Source organism: Gilliamella sp. Pra-s52 (assembly GCF_009795805.1).
Taxonomy (GTDB): domain Bacteria; phylum Pseudomonadota; class Gammaproteobacteria; order Enterobacterales; family Orbaceae; genus Gilliamella.
This window is the reverse complement of the sequence record NZ_WTEY01000006.1, coordinates 38,646-58,750: the sequence shown is the minus strand read 5'-3', so window position 1 is coordinate 58,750 and position 20,105 is coordinate 38,646. Positions and strand designations below refer to the sequence as shown.

The following is a 20,105-nucleotide window of genomic DNA, read 5'->3' as shown; positions in this document are numbered from 1 at the left end:
ATCAATGGCTTTCCTGACTGTTTTTTATACATATTTATAAAATATAATAACCGATGCTAAATAAGGTTCTATGGTCAATATTTATTACTATTTAATAATTTTGAGCCAAGAGAACATAATCGGCGGTTTAGTCTAATTATTAGTATGTGTATTTTCGCACTTCAATTAATTGTTCAAAACATGCATTACCCTATAATATCTATCAAAAATAAAGCAGATTAATTTCTATAATTAATTACATTTACCAACTTTACTTATTCAATCGGTTTGAGTATATAATAATCCCTTTGTTGATAAAAACGTCATGTCGAGGTTGCGATGATTACCCATATTAGCCCATTAGGATCGATGGATTTACTTGCTCAGGCTGAAGTTGATATCCTAAAAAAATCAGCCAATAGTGAGCTTTATCAATTATATCGAAATTGCTCATTGGCAACATTAAATGCAGGAAGCAAGACCGATAATACTAAAGATCTGCTCGATAGATTTAAGTCTTTTGAAATCAATGTGATCAGTAAAGAGCGTGGTGTTAAATTAGAACTCGTTAATGCGCCAGAAAGCGCTTTCGTTGATGGAAAGATTATTCGCTCAATTCAAGCAAATCTTTTTGCGGTATTGCGAGATATTTTATTTTTAAATAGCCAAATCAGTGCCATTAAAGAGTTAATGGCAAATGTTCAACTTGAAAAAGATCACTCATTTTATATCACTAACCTTGTTTTTTCGATTTTACGTAATGCCAATGCACTCCATGTGGGCGAAGAGCCAAATTTGGTTGTTTGTTGGGGTGGCCATTCTATTAATGAAAATGAATATTACTATGCCCGTCAAGTCGGCATGCAACTGGGCTTACGAGAGTTAAATATTTGTACGGGTTGTGGTCCGGGTGTGATGGAAGCACCAATGAAAGGGGCAGCCGTAGGCCATGCACAGCAACGTTACAAAGAGAGCCGTTTTATTGGCATGACCGAGCCGTCAATCATCGCCGCAGAGCCGCCTAATGCGCTAGTTAATGAATTGATTATTATGCCCGATATCGAAAAGCGCCTTGAAGCGTTTGTGCGAATGGCTCATGGTATTGTTATTTTTCCTGGTGGTCCTGGCACTGCCGAGGAGTTACTTTATATTCTGGGTATTTTGCTAAATCCAGCCAATAAACAACAAACATTACCGTTAATTTTAACAGGTCCTAAAGAGTGCGAAGCCTATTTTGCTTCTATCGATAGCTTTATTCGTAACACACTAGGCGATGAAGCGACGAAGCTTTATCAAATTGTGATCGATTCACCTGAGCAAGTGGCTCGCATTATGAAAGAGGGTGTTAAGCATGTTAAATCTTCACGCTTAAAAACAGGCGATGCTTATGGATTTAATTGGCTTTTAAAAATTGACGAATCGCTACAACATCCATTTGATCCCACTCATGACAATATGGCGTCATTAAATCTTCATAAGGATCAACCAGCTGAACTATTAGCTGCTGATTTACGTCGTGCGTTTTCGGGTATTGTGGCAGGCAATGTTAAAGAATTTGGTATGAAGCAAATTGCTGAAAAAGGTCCTTATAAGCTACAAGGCGATAGCGAAATTATGAAACAAATGGATAATTTATTGCGAAGCTTTATTAAGCAAGACCGTATGAAGTTACCGGGTGGAACGGCTTATCAGCCTTGTTATGAGATTTGTTATTAAGCTTTGTATTTAACTTAGTATTTAACTTTGCATTTAACTTAGTATTTCACATAGTGTTTTAATTGTTGGTGCACATAGTCGCTTAATTTATCGTATCCACCGATACCTTATCGGCGGATACGTTTGTGTAAAAGGCAAATACAATTTTTAGCTAAAAATTACTTAAAATATCTAGCACTTCTGATACCTTTTTGACGCCAAAAATTTGCATATTTTCGGGTTTCTTTTTAGGCATGTTGGCAATGGGAACAATTGCTTTTTTAAAGCCATGTTTAGCCGCTTCAGTAATACGTTCTTGACCACTTGGTACTGGGCGAATTTCACCACCCAGTCCAATCTCGCCAAAAATAACGATATCTTGCGGTAACGGACGATTACGAAAACTAGAGACTAAAGCCGAAATTAATGCTAAGTCTGCACTGGTTTCGGTGACTTTTACGCCACCAACTACATTAACAAAAATGTCTTGATCGGCCATTTGTAATCCACCATGCCTGTGTAATACTGCAAGTAATAATGCAAGTCGGTTTTGATCTAATCCTACTGTTACACGTCGTGGATTGCCATACATAGAATGGTCGACAAGGGCTTGAATTTCAACCAATAATGGACGTGTCCCTTCCCACAATACCATTACCGAGCTACCCGGTAGCATTTCATCACCACGGCTTAAAAAGATGGCGGATGGATTGCTAACCTCTTTTAGACCTTGTTCGGTCATGGCAAATACGCCTAGTTCATTCACGGCACCAAAACGGTTTTTATGGCTTCGTAATGTTCTAAAACGTGAATCCGCATCACCATCTAATAAGACAGAACAGTCAATGCAGTGTTCAAGCACTTTGGGTCCTGCAAGCGAGCCATCTTTGGTGACATGTCCAACCATAATAATGGCAATACCTTTAGTTTTGGCAAAACGCGTTAAGTAAGCTGCTGTTTCACGCACTTGTGCAACACTACCGGGGGACGATTGAATGTCAGTTAAGTGCATAACTTGAATTGAGTCAATCACCATCAGTTTAGGTTGTGATTGTTCAGCAAGTAAGCATATTTGTTCAATGCTGGTTTCAGATAGCATATTGATATTATCAGCAGGTAATCCTAAACGATGAGCTCGCATCGCCACTTGTTGGAGTGATTCTTCACCAGTAACATAAAGCGTATTCATTTGTGATGAGAGCTTACTCATGGTTTGCAGTAACAACGTACTTTTACCTGCCCCAGGGTTTCCACCAATAAGAATAGCACTACCCGGTACAACACCCCCACCAAGCACGCGGTCAAATTCTGAAAACCCCGTTGAAAACCGCGGTAATGCCTCTAAACTGATTTCAGATAATTTTTGAATTTTAGCTTGTCCAACACTACTACCTGCATACCCCGTTAACCGATCATTACGTGATGAGGTGCTAGCAAGTCTAACTTCGGTGATGGTGTTCCAAGCGTGACATGAACTACATTGCCCTTGCCAACGAGGGTAGTCTGCTCCGCAATCATTACAAACATAAGCACGTTTTACTGCTTTTGCCAATTTAATCTCCTAACCTTCGCTCAATAAACTGGTTGATAAAATGCACCATAATCCAGTTAAATCAGCATAATTAATACTAATTCGTGCCTTTTCGACAACTTTAGGCTTACCATGATAAGCAACGCCAAGACCTGCAATACGGATCATCATCAAATCATTAGCACCATCACCAATCGCAACCGTTTGTTCAATAGGAATGTCTAGCGATGCAGCTAACTGCTGTAATGTTCTTGCTTTATATTTAGCATCAACAATTTGCCCTGTGACTTTACCAGTTAATTTACCATTTTTAATCTCTAATTCATTGGCATAAACATCAACTAATTTTAACTTTTGCTTTAAGTGATCAGCAAAATAGGTAAAACCGCCTGACGCAATAGCAACATGCCAATTTTTTTTATGCAGTTCTTTCACTAAATAAGTAAGTCCGGGAGTAAGCGGTAAATTATCTTTAACTTGATCTAAAATAGCTTGATGTGCCCCTTTTAAGGTTGCCACTCGTTTGCGTAAACTCGCCGCAAAATCAAGTTCACCATGCATTGCTTGTTCGGTCACTGCCGCAACTTGCTCACCAACGCCCTGTAATTTAGCAAGCTCATCAATACATTCAATACTGATCGCCGTCGAATCCATATCCATGACTAATAATCCAGGGGAGCGTAGCGTAGGCAAATTGTCGATTGGTGCAACATCAATACCTAAAGTCAATGAAATCGATTTGGCTTTTTTAGGCATAACACCTGCAATACGAACAATTTGGTAAGTTTTTATTTTCCACGATGATACAATCACCATTGGCATAGCAAGCTGATCTTGAAATTTTGACAAGATGGTCTTATTTAACTTCTTACCATAAATAATCCAACCTGTTTTACCAGCATTATAATCCAAAGGAACCACTTCACAGCCATTTAATGAAAGTGGTAACCCCTGCCAAGATTGAATATTTTCAGGAAGGTCATTGTAGGTAAGTATATAAGCCATATTAGGAAGTCTTCATAACATAAAACAAGCCCAAAATTTATCACAACTACTAAAGATTGTCCAAATTAGGATTGTGTGATTTTTTTAGTTTTTTATACTTAAACACATAGTTACCTGAAACTTTTTAACAAAAAAATAAATCTATCAATTACCTTTAATCATTCCTCCACGATACTGATAGTGATCTTAAATATTCAACGCCCATAAACAAAGTTGCTCTAATATAGGCTCTAATTTTTCACCAAGTGAAGTTAATTTATAGACAACTTTTAAAGGGGGTTTATCGCCAAAAACATGTCGAGTAATTAACTCATCCTCCTCTAATTTTTTAAGTTGTATACTTAATGTCATATCGGTGATATTAGGAATAATGGTTTTCAATTCGCTGAATCTTTTTTCACCAGAAAGCAAATAATAAATTATCACCCCTTTCCATTTTCCGCCAACTAAATCCATTGATAAACTAATAGGACAATCATAAGTTTTATTGTTATAACGTTTTAATGGCCTTTGTTCATCTATTTGCATTAATTCACCTAACTATCAAGTTTGATAGATATTGCTATAAGCTTATTTACGAATAAACTAATTAGAGTAACTATCATTTTAATAGCAAAAAAGGAAAAAGGAATCATTATGGCATTAATTATTTTAGGTCACCCTAACATTAAACAGTCTACCGCCAATAAGACAATTATCGAAACATTACAAAATAAAGTTGAGGATATTGAAATTCGCAATATTCACAATCTTTATCCAAACTATCAAATCAATGTGCAAGAGGAGCAAGCCGCATTACTCAGACATGACCTTATTATTTTACAATATCCAATGTACTGGTATAACATGCCGGCCATATTAAAAATATGGTTTGATGAAGTATTTACTTACCAATTTGCTTATGGCTCCAAAGGCGATAAATTAAAAGATAAAAAACTATTACCAAGTTTAACCATAGGACAACAAGAACAGAATTATAAAAAATATCGCAACGATTTAATGGATAATTTATTAGAGCCCGTCAAAATATCAGCCTTATATGCGCAAATGGAATATCTGCCACCGAAACTTTTATATGGTGTTTCACCTGTGGTTGAAGAAGTACAAGCTAAAATAAAAACAAAAGCACAACAACACGGTCAACAGTTAGTTGACATTATAAACAAATATAACTAATAAAAATCAATATGATATCTATAGTAATTGATAAATCATCATAGTTTATGTTGTATTAACTATGCTTTTTTAAAACCGCATAAAAGAAACCATCACCCCCATTTTCAGACGGTAAAAATTGTTTTAGTTCACCTTGTAATTTGGCGCTGGTGTTTTCTTGCAAAAAACGCTCAATTTGTAATTTATTTTCGTCTGGCAGAATTGAACAAGTAGCATAAACCAAAGTACCACCCGTTTTTAGATAAGCCCATATTTTAGTTAAAATTGCGTATTGTAATTCAGTCAACTGCGCTATATCACTATCACGGCGTAACCATTTGATATCAGGATGACGGCGAATAACGCCTGTTGCTGAGCAAGGTGCATCAAGTAAAATACGATCAAAACTGCGCTCTTTGCACCAATTTTCGGGCGTTAAACCATCCCCTACTTTTACTTCAGCCTGCTGTTTTAAGCGAGCTAAATTTTCGTTAATACGCTTAACTCGACTAGGTTCAATATCTACAGCTAAGACTTGCGCTTTTGGAGCTACTTCTAAAATATGTGTAGTCTTACCTCCGGGCGCCGCGCACATATCTAAAATTTGTTCGCCATTTTGCGGCGCTAATAAATACGCAGCATATTGTGCTGATAGATCTTGCACTGTGACAGCACCCTTTGCAAAATCAGGTAATTTTGCCACATTAACGGGGGTTATTAACCTAATTGCCGAAGGTATATCCGCAAAGGTTTCTGATTCAATGTTATCTTTGGCTAGTAATTGTTGGTACTCACTTACTGAGTATTGATTAAGATTAACGCGCAACCACATTGGTGGTTTTTGATTATTAGCATTAACAATACTTTGCCACTGCTTTGGATAAGCTTGTTTAAGGCGTGTTAACAACCAACTTGGGTGCAGTGTTTGCTGGTTTTGTTGTTTACTGTCTTGCGTAAATTGTTGTTGTAATGATGTTTGTTGGCGCAAAAATTCGCGCAATACACCGTTAATTAATCCTTTAAGTTGTGTTTTTTTAAGTGAGTTAACCGCATTTACACTCTCGGCAACTGCCGCATGTGCAGGAATACGAGTATAAAGAATTTGGTAAATACCCACTAACAATAGGTCATGTAAAATTCTATTTTTACCCGTTAATACTTTACTCATCAAGGTGTGAATATAAAAATTAAGTTCGGGTAATACTCGCATCACACCAAAACAGATCTCTTGTACTAACGCCTTATCTTTATCAGCTATTTTATGATTAAGTGCCGTTAAGGTTGCACTTAATGATTGCCCTTCTTCTAGCACATTAAAAATAGCTTGCGCACAAACTGCACGAATATTTTGGTGTGATTGATTATTCATAATAATGACCTAAAAAACAACAATTAAATAGAATAATGTTGATTATAAAATTAACGATCCAACCCAACCTGCAATAAATAATGGAATATTAAAATGGGTAAATGTAGGAATAACACTATCACGAATATGATCATGTTGCCCATCGCTATTAAGCCCTGCTGAGGTTGCCAAAATAGTATCTGATGGTGGAGAACCAGCATCCCCAATTGCACCAGAGGCACCAATTAAACAAACAGTTGCAATTGGCGAAAAACCAAGTTGAACACAAAGTGGAACATAAATTGCGGCAATAATCGGCACCGTTGAAAACGAAGAACCAATACCAAGCGTAATAATAAGCCCTATTAACATCATCATAAATGATGCAACTATTTTATTTCCTGCAAATAAAGCAGCACTATTAATAACCAATGGTTCAATTTCGTGAGTTTGTTTTAGAACTTCGGCAAAGCCTTGTGCGGAAATCATCACAAAACCAATCATTGCCATCATTTTGATACCATCGGTAAATACACCGTCGGCTTCACCCCATTTTATGGAGCCTGACACAATAAAACAGATAAAACCAATTAAGGCACCTAAAATCATTGAACCCGTGTAAAGTTGGATAGCAAATGAAAGAATAATCGCCAATAATGAGACAATAAGTGAACGCTTATTTACATTTTTTAACGCGTCAAGATTTGTCTGTTCATCAATAATTTTATATTCTCTTGGTTTACGGTAGCTGACAAAAATCGCCCACAATAAACCAGAAAACATACCTAGCGCAGGAATAGCCATGGCGTGCATTACGTTGACGTGACTCACATCCATTCCTGATGCAGTAATGTTTTTTAATAAAATTTGATTTAAAAAGATGTTACCAAAGCCAACAGGTAAAAACATATATGGCGTAATTAACCCAAATGTCATGATACAAGCAATCATTCGCCTATCAAGTTGTAATCGAGACATTACATACAAGAGTGGCGGAATTAAAAGCGGTATAAAAGCAATATGAATCGGAATAATATTTTGTGATGAAATACTAACAAGTGCAATAATAATAATTAATAACCATTTAATGCGCTTTTTAGCATTACTTGTTGTCAGCTGTTTTATTGCTTTATCAGCCAATAGCTCGGGTAGACCAGATTTTGATATTGCCACTGCAAAAGCGCCAAGCATGGCGTAAGATAATGCAATATTAGCGCCATTACTAATACCTGTATTAAAAGCATCAATCGTTTCTTTTAACGATAAATGACTAAACAAGCCACCAACAAATGCCCCAATAATTAAGCTAATTACCACATGAACACGGCAAAGAGACAAAATTAACATACAAATTACCGCTATCACAACGGCATTTATTGATGAGAACAAATCAAGCATGGTATTCATAAATAGATTCTTTGTTAAGAAGCAAAGTTTATTATTCTAGGCGATAGGTGTCGAAAGTGCAATTGATAGTGTATACTCACTCTTTTCCGATAGGTGTGCCCTAGGCATGTTATTGAAGAATGATTAAACATAACCCCTATTATAATAAAGAAAAACTTGCGCGGAGAATGGTGAATGAGAAGTAATATCGACGGACATTTTTTATTGATTGGGTTAATGGCTTATCCTATTCGCCATAGTTTATCCCCTCAGATGCAAAATACGATCTATTCTAAATTGAATATTCCCTATGTTTATTTAGCGTTTGAAGTTGACCAAGAAAAACTTCCTGATGCTATTAAAGGACTACGAGCATTAGGTCTACGTGGCAGTGCCGTATCCATGCCAAACAAGCAGATCGTTTGCCAATATCTGGATAAATTAACACCAGCGGTTGAAATGAGCGGAGCATGTAACACCATTTCAAACGACAATGGTGTTTTAACTGGTTATAACACTGATGGAATGGGTTACATGCGGATGCTAAAAGAAGCTGGTGTCAATATGATAGGCAAAAAAATAACCATCCTTGGTGCTGGTGGTGCAGGCACCGCCATTGCAGTGCAAGCCGCTCTTGATGGTGTAAAAGAAATCTCGATCTTTAATCAAAAAGATGAGTGTTATAAAAAAATAGAAGCCATTGCCGAAAAACTAAATCAAAATACACAATGTCAGGTAAACGTTCTCGATTTGGCCGATAAAACACAGCTACGTCAAGAAATAGCAACAAGTACTGTGCTTTGTAATGCAACAGGCGTTGGAATGAAGCCATTAGAAGGTCAAAGTTTAATTACGGATCCCACCATGCTACATGCAGATCTTATTGTGACAGACTGTATCTATAGTCCACGCAAAACAAAACTATTAGAGATAGCTGAACAGCAAGGTTGCAAAACACTAAATGGTATTGGCATGATGTTATGGCAAGGAGCTGCGCAAATTAAAATATGGACAGGTGAAGACGCTCCAATTGAATATGTAAAAGAAAAAATGGGCTTTAATGATTAGTTAAAATCGATGTAATAACATTATACCAACTCGTTTTACTCTATTGTTTTATCCGATATAAAACATAAAATAGCCATTTATAATGAGAGTATCGACAATTAATAGGAAATAAAATGAAAACAGTTACTATCAAACAACTTGAGATCGGCGTTGGAGCACCCAAAATTATTGTACCAATTGTTGGTAAAACTCAAGCTGAATTAATCGATGAAGTTCAATTTTTGCAATCCATTGATTTTGATGTTTTAGAATGGCGAGTCGATCATTTTACCCAAGTTGACGATATTTTCGCTGTCAAACAAGTCGCTAAAAAAATAACAGATCTATTACCCAATAAACCCCTTTTATTCACTTTTAGAACAGCAAACGAAGGAGGAGTCAAACCTTGGCCGTTATCCTCTTATATTCAATTGAATAAAGAAATGGCCTGTAGTGGACTTGTTGATCTGATTGATGTTGAAGTATTTATTGGTGATGATTATGTAAAAGATATCATTGATATTTCCCACAACAATCAAGTCTTTGTTGTAGCATCAAACCACGATTTTGAAAAAACACCAGCAAAAAGCGACATTATCGAGCGATTACGAAAAATGCAAGATTTAGGCGCTGATATTCCTAAAATTGCCGTTATGCCCAAAACCACAGATGATGTATTAACTTTACTGGCCGCCACAACCGAAATGAACGAAAAATACGCAACCAAGCCAATTATTACCATGTCTATGGCGGGGCTTGGCGCTATCAGTCGCATTGCAGGAATCACATTTGGTTCTGCAATGACTTTTGGAGCAGCTAAAAATGCCTCTGCACCAGGGCAATTAGATGTCAAAGAATTACGATACATTTTAGATGTGCTATACAAAAGCCACGGTTAATTGAATCTGTCATTTTTAATAAATGACAATACAGCTTTCTAATCATAATTATGAGCGCACCATTAGCGGTAGTAATTCATTAAATAATTGGCGATATCCCAATAAATTCGTTTGATACTTAAAAGCCAAGTCGATGCGTGGCGTTGATAACGATAAACCGTTATAATACGGCTAAATATTGTGATAATTTGGCTTCGAATTTATCTAATCATATAGCCTAAAGGTTATGCAAATTTACTAACAATTAGGCAGTAACAAGTATATACTGAGTTCGTTGCTTTTTTAAAGTATTATGAATAACGCAAAAGTATGAGGTTTATTTTTTTATGTTTTCTTGGTGGACTAAAGTCTATTTTTTTCTTATCCAAATGCTGGTCAAACTTTTTGTTAAAAGTAAACCGATACCAACCGATCCAATAACAGAATTAGACCTTGATATCGATAGCCCCATTTTATATGTATTACCTTACAACTCTCAAATCGACTTAATGGTGGTTCGGTCACTTTGTTTACAATATAATTTACCTGATCCATTAATTGGAATCGACATCAACGGAAAAAACGTTCCAGCTTATATCTATATTGATAAAGGCCCTGGTATTTTTGCCTCTAATCAACAAAAAAACAAAGCTATTGGCATTTTAAGAGATTATATTTCGGCACATCAACAAAATCATGATCTTGATATTCAAATGTTACCTGTTTCGGTTATGTTTGGGCGTCGACCTGATAAAGAAGGCAAAAAAAAGTTATCACTACAAGTGCTTGGTGCAACAAGTAAATTTTTCAAAATAATCACATCAGGACGAGACTGTTATACGCGCTTTTCTCGTACGGTTTCGTTTAAAGATATTCATGTTGCAGAACAAGATCTTTCAGTATTAGCTCATAAATTAGCTCGTGTTGCACGAATTCATTTTGCCAAACAACGTATGGCTTCAATTGGACCTAAGTTACCTGTTCGTCAAGCAATGCTAAATAATTTACTCAAAAAGCAAGTTATTTCGGAGGCAATACAAGAAGAGGCTAAAAGTAAAAATATCACTTTTGATAAAGCGAAAAAAAATGCATTAGCTAATTTGAACGAAATTGCCGCTAGTTTTTCTTATCGCATGCTTAGAGTAACTGATTTTGTCCTTACTTGGGCGTGGCATCGACTCTATCAAGGATTAAAAGTAACCAATGCCGATCCTGTTCGTGAATTGGCACAAAATGGCCACGAAATTGTCTATGCGCCTTGTCACCGTAGCCATATGGACTACTTATTATTATCTTATGTGCTTTATCGACAAGGTTTAGTTCCGCCACATATTGCCGCTGGTATTAACTTAAATTTTTGGCCAGCGGGTCCTATTTTTAGACGATTAGGTGCATTTTTTATCCGCCGTTCGTTCCGAGGTAATAAACTCTATACCTCAGTTTTTCGAGAATATCTAGCCGAACTATTTATTCGCGGTTATGCTGTTGAGTATTTTGTTGAAGGTGGACGCTCTCGTACGGGTCGGTTACTCGATCCTAAAACGGGGATGTTAATGATGACCATTCAAACATTATTACGTGGAGATGCAAGACCAATTACTGTTGTACCTGTTTATATTGGTTACGAGCATGTATTAGAAGTTGCAACCTACGCCAATGAACTACGAGGCGCTAAAAAAGAAAAAGAGAGTTTGTGGCGTACTATTAAAGCATTTTTAAAGCTAAAGAAATTAGGATTTGGTTATGTCAATTTTGGTCAACCTATTCCGTTAAATCAATTTCTAAACCAATACGTTCCCGAATGGCGAGAAGCTATCGAACCAACAGGCGCCCAACGCCCGCAATGGTTAACACCAACAACCAACTTACTTGCCAAGCAAATTATGGAAAATATAAATTCATCAGCAGCGATTAATGCAATGAATTTATGTTGTTCAATATTATTAGCTGCAGACCAATGCGCACTAACCAAAGTCAGACTTTTGGAACATATTGATTATCTTTTAAAACTTTTTAAAACAGTCCCTTATTCGAATTTAATTACTATTCCCGATGATACGCCCGAAGAATTATTTGAGCATGCCAAAGAAATGGGCAAATTTATTATTACTACTGACGACGTTGGCGAAATGGTTGGCCTTACAACCGAACAAGCAGTATTAATGACTTATTACCGTAATAATATTCAGCATTTACTGATTATTCCGGCCATCATAGCCAGAATTGTACTCAAACATAACCAAATTTCACCTGATGACGTTTTACAACAAGTAAAACTACTTTTCCCTTTAATCAAATCAGAGCTATTTCTTTATCATAACGATGAACAACTGACCGAGTATGTAAAACAAATCATTGCAACTTATACCGAGTTGAATTTGATTAATGATTCGACAAATAAGCTGACAATAAATTATTTAAAAATTTCGGGATTACAATTACTTGCTTCATCATCTAAAGATACATTACAGCGTTATGCCATTGCATTTTCTTTATTGCAAAAAGAACCAACCATTAGCCGAGCAACACTAGAAAAAGAAGGTCGATTAATTGCTGAACGATTATCCATTTTACACGGCATCAATGCGCCTGAATTTTTTGATAAAGGTGTTTTTTCAACATTAGTAGCATCATTGCGTGAACAAGGATATCTAGATGATCACGGTGACAAAAACATACCAAAAATTGAAAAAATGAACGAAATTCTTAAACCCCTTATTACTGCAAGGGTAATGCAAACCATTGACGAAATTAATCTATCATCAAACAATAAAAATAACATAATAAAAAACTAAAAAAGAAAATAATAAGTCATACTTTTTGTTGATACTGTTTGGCATGAAAAATCACGCAATCTTGCGAACATGCCAAACAAGCAATATTTAATAATAATATTTTTGATATACATCAAATTTTGTGAATTCATCCCTGTTTTCTCCTTTATTTCCATGCTATTAAAGATTATCATTACAACTTATAAGGATGTTAATAACTTCCAATATAATAAATCAAATAATGTAATGTCAGCTTTCTAAGGAGCCCATATGCTATTTAACCGTAGGCAGTTCTTTAAGATCTGTGCTGGTGGTATGGCAGGAACAACGGTAGCCACACTAGGACTAGCGCCGAATGTCGCGCTTGCACAAACTCGCCAATTTAAATTACTCAAATCCAAAGAAACTCGTAACAACTGCACTTATTGCTCAGTGGGTTGTGGAATGCTACTTTATAGTCGTGGCGATGGCGCTAAAAATGCCGAATCATCCATCTTTCATGTTGAGGGCGATCCTGATCATCCTGTTAGCCGCGGCTCGCTTTGTCCTAAAGGCGCTGGAGTTCTTGATTATATCAAAAGTGAAAATCGTGTTAGATATCCACAATACCGAGCACCAGGTTCAGATAAATGGCAAAAAATAAGTTGGGATGATGCAATTGACCGTATTGCTCGTTTAATGAAAGCTGACCGAGATAAAAACTTCATTGAAAAAAATGAGAAAGGCACGACGGTTAATCGTTGGACAACAACAGGATGGCTTGTCACATCGGCCGCAAGCAACGAAACAGGCTGGTTAGCCTTTAAAGTTGCTCGTGCATTAGGCATGTTAAGCCTTGAAACCCAAGCTCGAGTTTGTCATGGACCGTCTGTATCTAGCTTAGCTGCCACGTTTGGTCGAGGGGCAATGACTAACAATTGGAATGATATCAAAAACGCCAATGTTGTTATTGTCATGGGTGGTAATGCCGCAGAAGCCCATCCAGTTGGCTTTAAATGGGCAATTGAAGCTAAAATTAATAATGGCGCAGAACTAATTGCCATTGACCCTCGTTTTCACCGAACAGCTTCAGTTGCGGATCATTATGTACCCATTCGCTCAGGATCTGACATTGCATTTTTACTTGGTATTATTAATTATCTGATTACTCATAACGAAGTTAACTTTGAGTATTTAGTGACACACAGCAATGCTAGCTTAATTGTGCGTGATGATTTTAATTTTGATGTTAATAGTGGATTGTTTAGTGGTTATGATGCAACTAATCGTCAATATGATCAAACCAGTTGGGCATATCAAAAAGACGAAAATGGTTATGCTCTTCGGGATAAAACACTAAACCATCCTCGTTGTGTCTGGAATCTATTAAAACAACACGTTAGCCGTTATACCCCTGAAATGGTAAATAAGGTTACTGGTAGCCCAATTGATGGATTTTTACATGTCTGCCGATCACTTGCTAGCACAAAAACCAATGATAGAGCAGCAACCTTTTTATATGCATTAGGTTGGACTCAACACACTTATGGATCACAAATTATCCGTACTGCTGCCATGGTCCAGCTTATTTTAGGTAATATTGGCGTTATGGGCGGAGGTATTAATGCTCTGCGTGGGCATTCAAATATTCAAGGTTTAACCGATGTAGGGTTGTTGTCAAATCGCCTGCCAGCTTATCTTGATTTACCTAAAGAGTCTCAAGTTTCACTTACTCAGTATCTAGATGAAAAAACACCAAAACCACTTGGTCCAAGCGAAATAAATTTTTGGGGAAATTATCCTAAATTCTTTGTCAGTTTTATGAAATCAATGTACGGTGATAAATCGACTAAAGATAACGATTGGGGATTTGATTGGTTACCAAAATGGGATAAAACCTATGATGTTTTAAGATTTAGTAAAATGATGCGCGATGGACAAGCCAATGGCTTTATTTGTCAGGGCTTTAACCCACTTGCTGCTCTACCCGATAAAAATAGTGTTCGTGAAGGTTTATCTAACTTAAAATTCTTAGTTAGCATTGATCCTATGCCAACTGAAACCGCTGAGTTTTGGAAAAACCATGGTGAATCAAATGATGTGGATTCTAGCAAGATTCAAACGGAAGTCTTTAGATTACCATCTAACTGTTTTGCTGAAGAAAACGGAACAATTGTTAACTCTTCCCGTTGGTTACAATGGCATTGGGCAGCAGCTAAACCGCCTTACGAAGCATTATATGATCCTGAAATTATTGCACGTATCTTTTTAAGAATTAAAGAACTATATGCCGAAGAGGGCGGTACTTATCATGAGCCAATTGATAATTTAGTTTGGGATTATCAAGACCCTGAAGGTCCAGCAGCCGAAGAACTAGCCAAAGATTATAATGGACGTGCACTTGCAGATATCACTGATGCAAATGGAAATGTTATCCTTAAAAAAGGTCAGTTACTCAGTGGTTTTTCCCAATTAAAAGCAGATGGAACAACGTCATCAGGTATTTGGATATTTTGTGGTTCTTGGACTGAGCAAGGCAACCAAATGGCAAGGCGAGATCCAAGCGATCCGTCTGGCAAAGGCGTTCATGCTGGTTGGGCTTGGGCATGGCCAATGAATCGACGTGTACTTTATAATCGTGCATCAGCGGATGAAAACGGCAAACCATGGGATCCAAAACGAGTTTTAGTAAAATGGAACGGCTCAAACTGGATCGGTAATGATGTTCCTGATTTTACGGCAACATTATCGCCAAGTGCTGGAGCAGGCGCTTTTATTATGAATAATGATGGTTTAGGTGGATTATTTTGTTTAAATCGATTAGTTGATGGACCGTTCCCTGAGCATTATGAACCGTTTGAAACGCCTATTACCAATAATCCATTGCATCCAAATCAAATAAGCAGTCCTGTTGCACGAGCATTTAAAGAAGATTTGGCTCGCTTAGGTAATGCTAGCGAATTTCCTTATGTTGGCACGACTTATAGCATCACTGAACATTTCCACTTTTGGACACAGCATGCAAGGTTAGCATCGATCACTCAACCAGAGCAATTTATTGAACTAAGTGAAAATTTAGCCAATAAAAAAGGTATCAAATTAGGTGATACGGTTAAAGTAACTTCATATCGGGGCTATATCAAAGCTAAAGCAGTCGTGACAAAACGTCTTCCGACATTAACCGTTGATGGTAAAGAGATTGAAACCATAGGAATTCCTATTGTATGGGGATTCACAGGGCAAACAAAGAAAGGATTTTTGGTTAATGAATTAACACCTCATTTAGGTGATGCTAATTCACAAACACCAGAATATAAATCATTCTTAGTCAATATTGAAAAAGTTACCAGTGCGGCATAAGGAGGAAGATCAATTATGTCATTACAAACACAAGATATTATTCGCCGCTCAGGAACCAACGCATTAACACCAGCGCCACGAGCCCGCGATTATCAACAAGAAGTCGCAAAATTAATCGATGTAACAACATGTATTGGCTGTAAAGCGTGCCAAGTTGCCTGTAGCGAATGGAATGACTTACGAGCCGAAATTGGCAATACTGTCGGCGTGTATGATAATCCCGCTGACTTAGAGCCCAAAGCTTGGACAGTAATGCGTTATTCGGAAGTTGAAATTAATGGTAAATTCGAATGGCTGATTCGTAAAGATGGTTGTATGCACTGCTCAGATCCTGGGTGCTTAAAAGCTTGCCCTGCCGAAGGTGCTATTATTCAATATGCCAATGGTATTGTGGATTTTCAATCAGAACACTGTATTGGTTGTGGCTATTGTATTGCTGGTTGTCCCTTTAACATTCCAAGGGTCAGTAAAGAAGATAATCACTCTTATAAATGTACTTTATGCGTAGATCGTGTTGCTGTGGGGCAAGAGCCAGCATGTGTAAAAACTTGCCCGACGGGCGCTATCCATTTTGGCACAAAACAAGACATGATTCGCCATGCTGAACACAGAATTGTCGATTTGAAAAAACGAGGGTTTGAAAATGCGGGGCTTTATGATCCACAAGGTGTTGGTGGTACGCATGTGATGTATGTTTTACACCATGCAGATCAACCAGAACTTTATCACGGTCTGCCTAAAGATCCACAAATTAGCGAAATTGTTAAATTCTGGAAAGGTGTTTGGAAACCACTTTCAGCGGCAGCATTTGTTGCCACCTTTGGAGGTTTACTATTCCATTATATGGGCGTAGGTGCAATTGAAGTCGACCAAGATGATATTGAACACGAAAAAGAAGCCGATAAACAAGCACGAAAAAAATTAGGATTACCAGTTGTTGAACGTAAAAATGGTGCTAATTTACCACAACAGGAGAATCATCATGAATAAGAAAGGAATGATATTAAGAACACCATTAATTGTTCGCTTCTGCCATTGGTGTATGGTATGTCTATTTATTTTGACTGCGCTATCAGGTTTATCACTGTTTTTCCCATCAATAAAACTATTTGGTTTGTTCCTTGGCACCCCACAATTAGTGAGAACATTACACCCTATTTTGGGCTGTATTGTTTTTGTATTGCTGATGTTTATGTTTTTGAAGTTGGTTCATCATAACATCCCTAATAAGCAAGATATGGTGTGGATTAAAAACTTTAAAAGCGTCATTATGGGCAAAGAAGAAGGCATTCCAATTGGTAAATACAACGTCGGTCAAAAGTTTCTGTTCTGGTGCATTATGGGCTTAATTTTTGTCTTATTCGTTACGGGACTTATTATGTGGCGTCAGTATATTTCGGATTATTTTCCAGTACAGACTGTTCGTATTGCGATATTATTTCATTCACTTGCCGCAATTAGCTTAATTTTACTGGCTATTGGCCATGCTTATATGGCAATTTGGGTTAAAGGCTCGATTAAAGGGATGATAACGGGCTATGTATCACGTGCTTGGGCACGAAAAAATCATTCCGCTTGGTATGAACAAGAGATGGAAAAAGTCTATCAAGCAGAACTAAAAGCCAAAACCGAATCAGATCAGCCGACAACTGACACGAAACATGATATCAAGAATGACATTGAACATAAAACGATTTAATTAACGTTTTTATATAACGCCAATTTACCGCTGACAATATATCAGCGGTACTACGTTTGGTTAAAGTCTATAATCAGCTAAGTCACAATCAATGAGAATTTATAATGAGTATAAAAATCATCCCACAAAAACAACTTGAACAACAGGCAACAAACTCAGTGATTAGACAGATTCCATTAATTTTTTATCCATCACCAACAACGACTTATGCACATCGAGCAAAGCGCTTAAAAAGCTTGGCAGCCAATAACCTATTTAGTGATTATTTAAATTTTTGCGCCACAATCGCCGAACAACAAGCCAATTTAGCTAAACAAAATCCTATTAATGTTGATTTGTCTGAATATCTTAACAACGAAAATCCACCATTAAGTTTAAGCAATCGACCATTGTCCACGAGTTGGCAAGAATACCTCAATGAATTATTAAGTTCGATAACTGCAACAACTGAACAAATAACATTAGTCATTGAGCAACTTAAAAAAAATAGTGTTCAGCAGCTACAAGATAAAGCGCTACATCTACTCAATAATGAATTTGCTCATGTAGAGGGTAACGAAGCGATATTTATTTGGGCAGCATTGTCGGTTTATTACAGTCAACTAGCAAGCCAAATTAAAGGCAAAGCAGTAGCAGAAAGCACTGATAAAAGCTGGTTATGCCCAGTATGCAACAACATACCTGTTGCTAGTATCATCCAATTAGGTAGCAATAATGGCTTACGCTATTTACATTGTAGTTTGTGTGAAAGCGAATGGTATGTGCCTCGAATAAAATGTACCTGCTGTGATAACATGAAAGATATTCAATACTTTTCACTTGATAACGAATTATCCCCCACCAAAACAGAATGCTGTGATGCTTGCCATAGCTATTTAAAAATCTTCGATCAAGATAAAGATCCACACATTGAGATTATTGCTGATGACATTGCTTCGCTAATATTAGATATCAAAACAGAAAAAGAGGGATTTGCTAAAAGTGGAATAAATCCTTTTATATTCGCTCAATAAAAAGTGACTATAACACGATGATTAAAAAATAATTTATGGTTATTGATTACCACTTTTATAACGGCTTTGTTAACAATAATCATTAATTCATAAAATACAACTTAACTTTTTAGGCTAATAAGGCTACAATGAAACCATTGTACTAGTTTATGAGTGTATTTTATGAAACGCTTTACTTTATTGATAATAATGATATTGCTTGTGCCTTTTTACAGTTTTGCTGATGCAATGAAAAATGTCGCCATTACGGCAATTGTTGAGCATCCATCATTAAACCAAATCCGTGATGGTGTCAAAGATGAATTAACCGATAGCGGCTATACATTAAATGATAATTTAACCGTACAATACAAAAGTGCACAAGGAAGCAGTGCCACTGCAGCTCAAATAGCAAAGCAATTTGCTACAGCAAAACCTGATGTTATCGTTGCAATTGCAACACCAAGCGCACAAGCAACAGCTGCTGCAACTAAACAAATTCCTATCGTCTTTGCGGGAATTACCGACCCCATAGCAGCTAAATTAACCAAAGATTGGCAACCAACAGGCACCAATATTACTGGCGTATCTGATTACCAAGAAATAGGTCCACAAATTGATTTTATGAAAAAAATTGTACCTAACGTTAAATCAGTCGGTTATATTTATAGCCCAAGTGAAATTAACTCAACGGTTGTACTAAGACACCTGCAAACATTGCTAACAGAACAAGGGATCGCCCTTTTTGCCGTGCCAGCTCAACGAACATCAGACATTCCAACGGCGGCCGCCTCATTAAAGGGTAAAGTTGATTTAATCTATACCACAACGGATAACAATGTGGTTTCGGCCTATGAGTCTTTAGTTAAATTTGCTAATGAGAATAAAATTCCCCTTTTAGCCTCGTTCCCTGATGCTATTGAACACGGTGCTGTTGCGGCATATGGCATGAGTTATTACGATGTGGGTCGTCAGTCAGGCAAACTTGTTGTGCGCATATTAAAAGGTGAAACCGCAGGTAATATTGCTCCAGAAATAGGACAATCTCTTCGCCTTGTCATCAATATTGATGCAGCTAAAAAACAAGGAATTACATTTACACCTGAAGTGATTCAATCTGCTGACAAAGTCATCGGTAATCATTAATTTAATATCCCTAAAATCAATAAAAATCCTTGTTCACTTAAGTGAACAAGGCACTTAATATTACAAAGCATCATTCTGAATCAATAAACATCACTGACTCTCAACTTTAATCGAATACTAAGATACACATC

At 36.9% G+C, this 20,105-nt stretch carries 15 protein-coding genes; 10 read left to right on the top strand and 5 right to left on the bottom strand.

Going from position 1 to position 20,105, the window contains the following annotated elements:
* The first annotated feature begins 318 nt into the window (after positions 1-318).
* On the top strand, positions 319-1,695 hold the full coding sequence (gene ppnN, locus GQ594_RS06335) for a nucleotide 5'-monophosphate nucleosidase PpnN (RefSeq protein ID WP_160400969.1): 1,377 nt from the start codon (positions 319-321) through the stop codon (positions 1,693-1,695).
* 151 nt (positions 1,696-1,846) lie between these two features.
* On the opposite strand, the gene radA is transcribed toward ppnN, so the two are convergent.
* The 3 genes from radA to GQ594_RS06320 all read right to left on the bottom strand — a co-directional run bounded on the left by radA (position 1,847) and on the right by GQ594_RS06320 (position 4,738).
* Complete coding sequence (radA, locus tag GQ594_RS06330; protein ID WP_160400968.1) at positions 1,847-3,226, bottom strand: DNA repair protein RadA; 1,380 nt, start codon at positions 3,224-3,226, stop codon at positions 1,847-1,849.
* A gap of 9 nt (positions 3,227-3,235) precedes the next feature.
* Positions 3,236-4,210 (bottom strand): phosphoserine phosphatase, encoded by a 975-nt coding sequence (gene serB, locus GQ594_RS06325; protein WP_160411842.1) that lies wholly within the window; start codon positions 4,208-4,210, stop codon positions 3,236-3,238.
* 186 nt (positions 4,211-4,396) lie between these two features.
* Positions 4,397-4,738 (bottom strand): winged helix-turn-helix transcriptional regulator, encoded by a 342-nt coding sequence (locus tag GQ594_RS06320; protein ID WP_160411843.1) that lies wholly within the window; start codon positions 4,736-4,738, stop codon positions 4,397-4,399.
* 108 nt (positions 4,739-4,846) lie between these two features.
* On the opposite strand from GQ594_RS06320, the gene GQ594_RS06315 reads away from it, so the two are divergent.
* Complete coding sequence (locus GQ594_RS06315) at positions 4,847-5,386, top strand: NAD(P)H-dependent oxidoreductase (RefSeq protein ID WP_160411844.1); 540 nt, start codon at positions 4,847-4,849, stop codon at positions 5,384-5,386.
* A 55-nt stretch (positions 5,387-5,441) separates the two neighbouring features.
* Here the strand turns inward: GQ594_RS06315 and rsmB are convergent, their stop codons facing one another.
* Together rsmB and GQ594_RS06305 are read right to left on the bottom strand one after the other, a co-directional pair.
* Positions 5,442-6,734 (bottom strand): 16S rRNA (cytosine(967)-C(5))-methyltransferase RsmB, encoded by a 1,293-nt coding sequence (gene rsmB, locus GQ594_RS06310; RefSeq protein WP_160411845.1) that lies wholly within the window; start codon positions 6,732-6,734, stop codon positions 5,442-5,444.
* Positions 6,735-6,776: 42 nt separating this feature from the next.
* Positions 6,777-8,120: a Na+/H+ antiporter family protein gene (locus GQ594_RS06305; protein ID WP_202112495.1), complete on the bottom strand. Its 1,344-nt coding sequence runs from the start codon at positions 8,118-8,120 to the stop codon at positions 6,777-6,779.
* A gap of 174 nt (positions 8,121-8,294) precedes the next feature.
* Between GQ594_RS06305 and GQ594_RS06300 the strand changes: the two genes are divergently transcribed.
* The 8 genes from GQ594_RS06300 to GQ594_RS06265 all read left to right on the top strand — a co-directional run bounded on the left by GQ594_RS06300 (position 8,295) and on the right by GQ594_RS06265 (position 19,974).
* The gene (locus tag GQ594_RS06300; protein ID WP_160411846.1) at positions 8,295-9,167 is read left to right on the top strand and encodes a shikimate dehydrogenase; all 873 of its coding nucleotides are present in this window, start codon (positions 8,295-8,297) and stop codon (positions 9,165-9,167) included.
* Between the two features lie 113 nt (positions 9,168-9,280).
* A complete protein-coding gene (aroD, locus tag GQ594_RS06295) occupies positions 9,281-10,045 on the top strand; it encodes a type I 3-dehydroquinate dehydratase (protein ID WP_160411847.1) in 765 nt (254 codons plus the stop codon).
* 326 nt (positions 10,046-10,371) lie between these two features.
* On the top strand, positions 10,372-12,819 hold the full coding sequence (plsB, locus tag GQ594_RS06290; RefSeq protein WP_160411848.1) for a glycerol-3-phosphate 1-O-acyltransferase PlsB: 2,448 nt from the start codon (positions 10,372-10,374) through the stop codon (positions 12,817-12,819).
* A gap of 249 nt (positions 12,820-13,068) precedes the next feature.
* Positions 13,069-16,137 (top strand): formate dehydrogenase-N subunit alpha, encoded by a 3,069-nt coding sequence (gene fdnG, locus GQ594_RS06285; protein ID WP_160411849.1) that lies wholly within the window; start codon positions 13,069-13,071, stop codon positions 16,135-16,137.
* Positions 16,138-16,152: 15 nt separating this feature from the next.
* Positions 16,153-17,127 (top strand): formate dehydrogenase subunit beta, encoded by a 975-nt coding sequence (fdxH, locus tag GQ594_RS06280; RefSeq protein WP_160411850.1) that lies wholly within the window; start codon positions 16,153-16,155, stop codon positions 17,125-17,127.
* Positions 17,120-17,836 (top strand): formate dehydrogenase subunit gamma, encoded by a 717-nt coding sequence (locus GQ594_RS06275; protein ID WP_160400958.1) that lies wholly within the window; start codon positions 17,120-17,122, stop codon positions 17,834-17,836. Before fdxH ends, GQ594_RS06275 begins: the two co-directional genes overlap by 8 nt.
* Positions 17,837-17,940: 104 nt before the next feature.
* The gene (gene fdhE / locus GQ594_RS06270) at positions 17,941-18,849 is read left to right on the top strand and encodes a formate dehydrogenase accessory protein FdhE (protein WP_160411851.1); all 909 of its coding nucleotides are present in this window, start codon (positions 17,941-17,943) and stop codon (positions 18,847-18,849) included.
* A 162-nt stretch (positions 18,850-19,011) separates the two neighbouring features.
* A complete protein-coding gene (locus GQ594_RS06265) occupies positions 19,012-19,974 on the top strand; it encodes an ABC transporter substrate-binding protein (RefSeq protein WP_160400956.1) in 963 nt (320 codons plus the stop codon).
* Positions 19,975-20,105: the final 131 nt, after the last annotated feature.

Coding starts and splice junctions, on each gene's coding strand:
- GQ594_RS06320 (WP_160411843.1), bottom strand. CDS start 4,738: ATGCAAATAGATGAACAAAGGCCATTAAAACGTTATAACAATAAAACT.
- GQ594_RS06300 (WP_160411846.1), top strand. CDS start 8,295: ATGAGAAGTAATATCGACGGACATTTTTTATTGATTGGGTTAATGGCT.
- plsB (WP_160411848.1), top strand. CDS start 10,372: ATGTTTTCTTGGTGGACTAAAGTCTATTTTTTTCTTATCCAAATGCTG.
- aroD (WP_160411847.1), top strand. CDS start 9,281: ATGAAAACAGTTACTATCAAACAACTTGAGATCGGCGTTGGAGCACCC.
- fdhE (WP_160411851.1), top strand. CDS start 17,941: ATGAGTATAAAAATCATCCCACAAAAACAACTTGAACAACAGGCAACA.
- ppnN (WP_160400969.1), top strand. CDS start 319: ATGATTACCCATATTAGCCCATTAGGATCGATGGATTTACTTGCTCAG.
- fdxH (WP_160411850.1), top strand. CDS start 16,153: ATGTCATTACAAACACAAGATATTATTCGCCGCTCAGGAACCAACGCA.
- fdnG (WP_160411849.1), top strand. CDS start 13,069: ATGCTATTTAACCGTAGGCAGTTCTTTAAGATCTGTGCTGGTGGTATG.
- GQ594_RS06275 (WP_160400958.1), top strand. CDS start 17,120: ATGAATAAGAAAGGAATGATATTAAGAACACCATTAATTGTTCGCTTC.
- serB (WP_160411842.1), bottom strand. CDS start 4,210: ATGGCTTATATACTTACCTACAATGACCTTCCTGAAAATATTCAATCT.
- GQ594_RS06315 (WP_160411844.1), top strand. CDS start 4,847: ATGGCATTAATTATTTTAGGTCACCCTAACATTAAACAGTCTACCGCC.
- GQ594_RS06265 (WP_160400956.1), top strand. CDS start 19,012: ATGAAACGCTTTACTTTATTGATAATAATGATATTGCTTGTGCCTTTT.
- GQ594_RS06305 (WP_202112495.1), bottom strand. CDS start 8,120: ATGAATACCATGCTTGATTTGTTCTCATCAATAAATGCCGTTGTGATA.
- rsmB (WP_160411845.1), bottom strand. CDS start 6,734: ATGAATAATCAATCACACCAAAATATTCGTGCAGTTTGTGCGCAAGCT.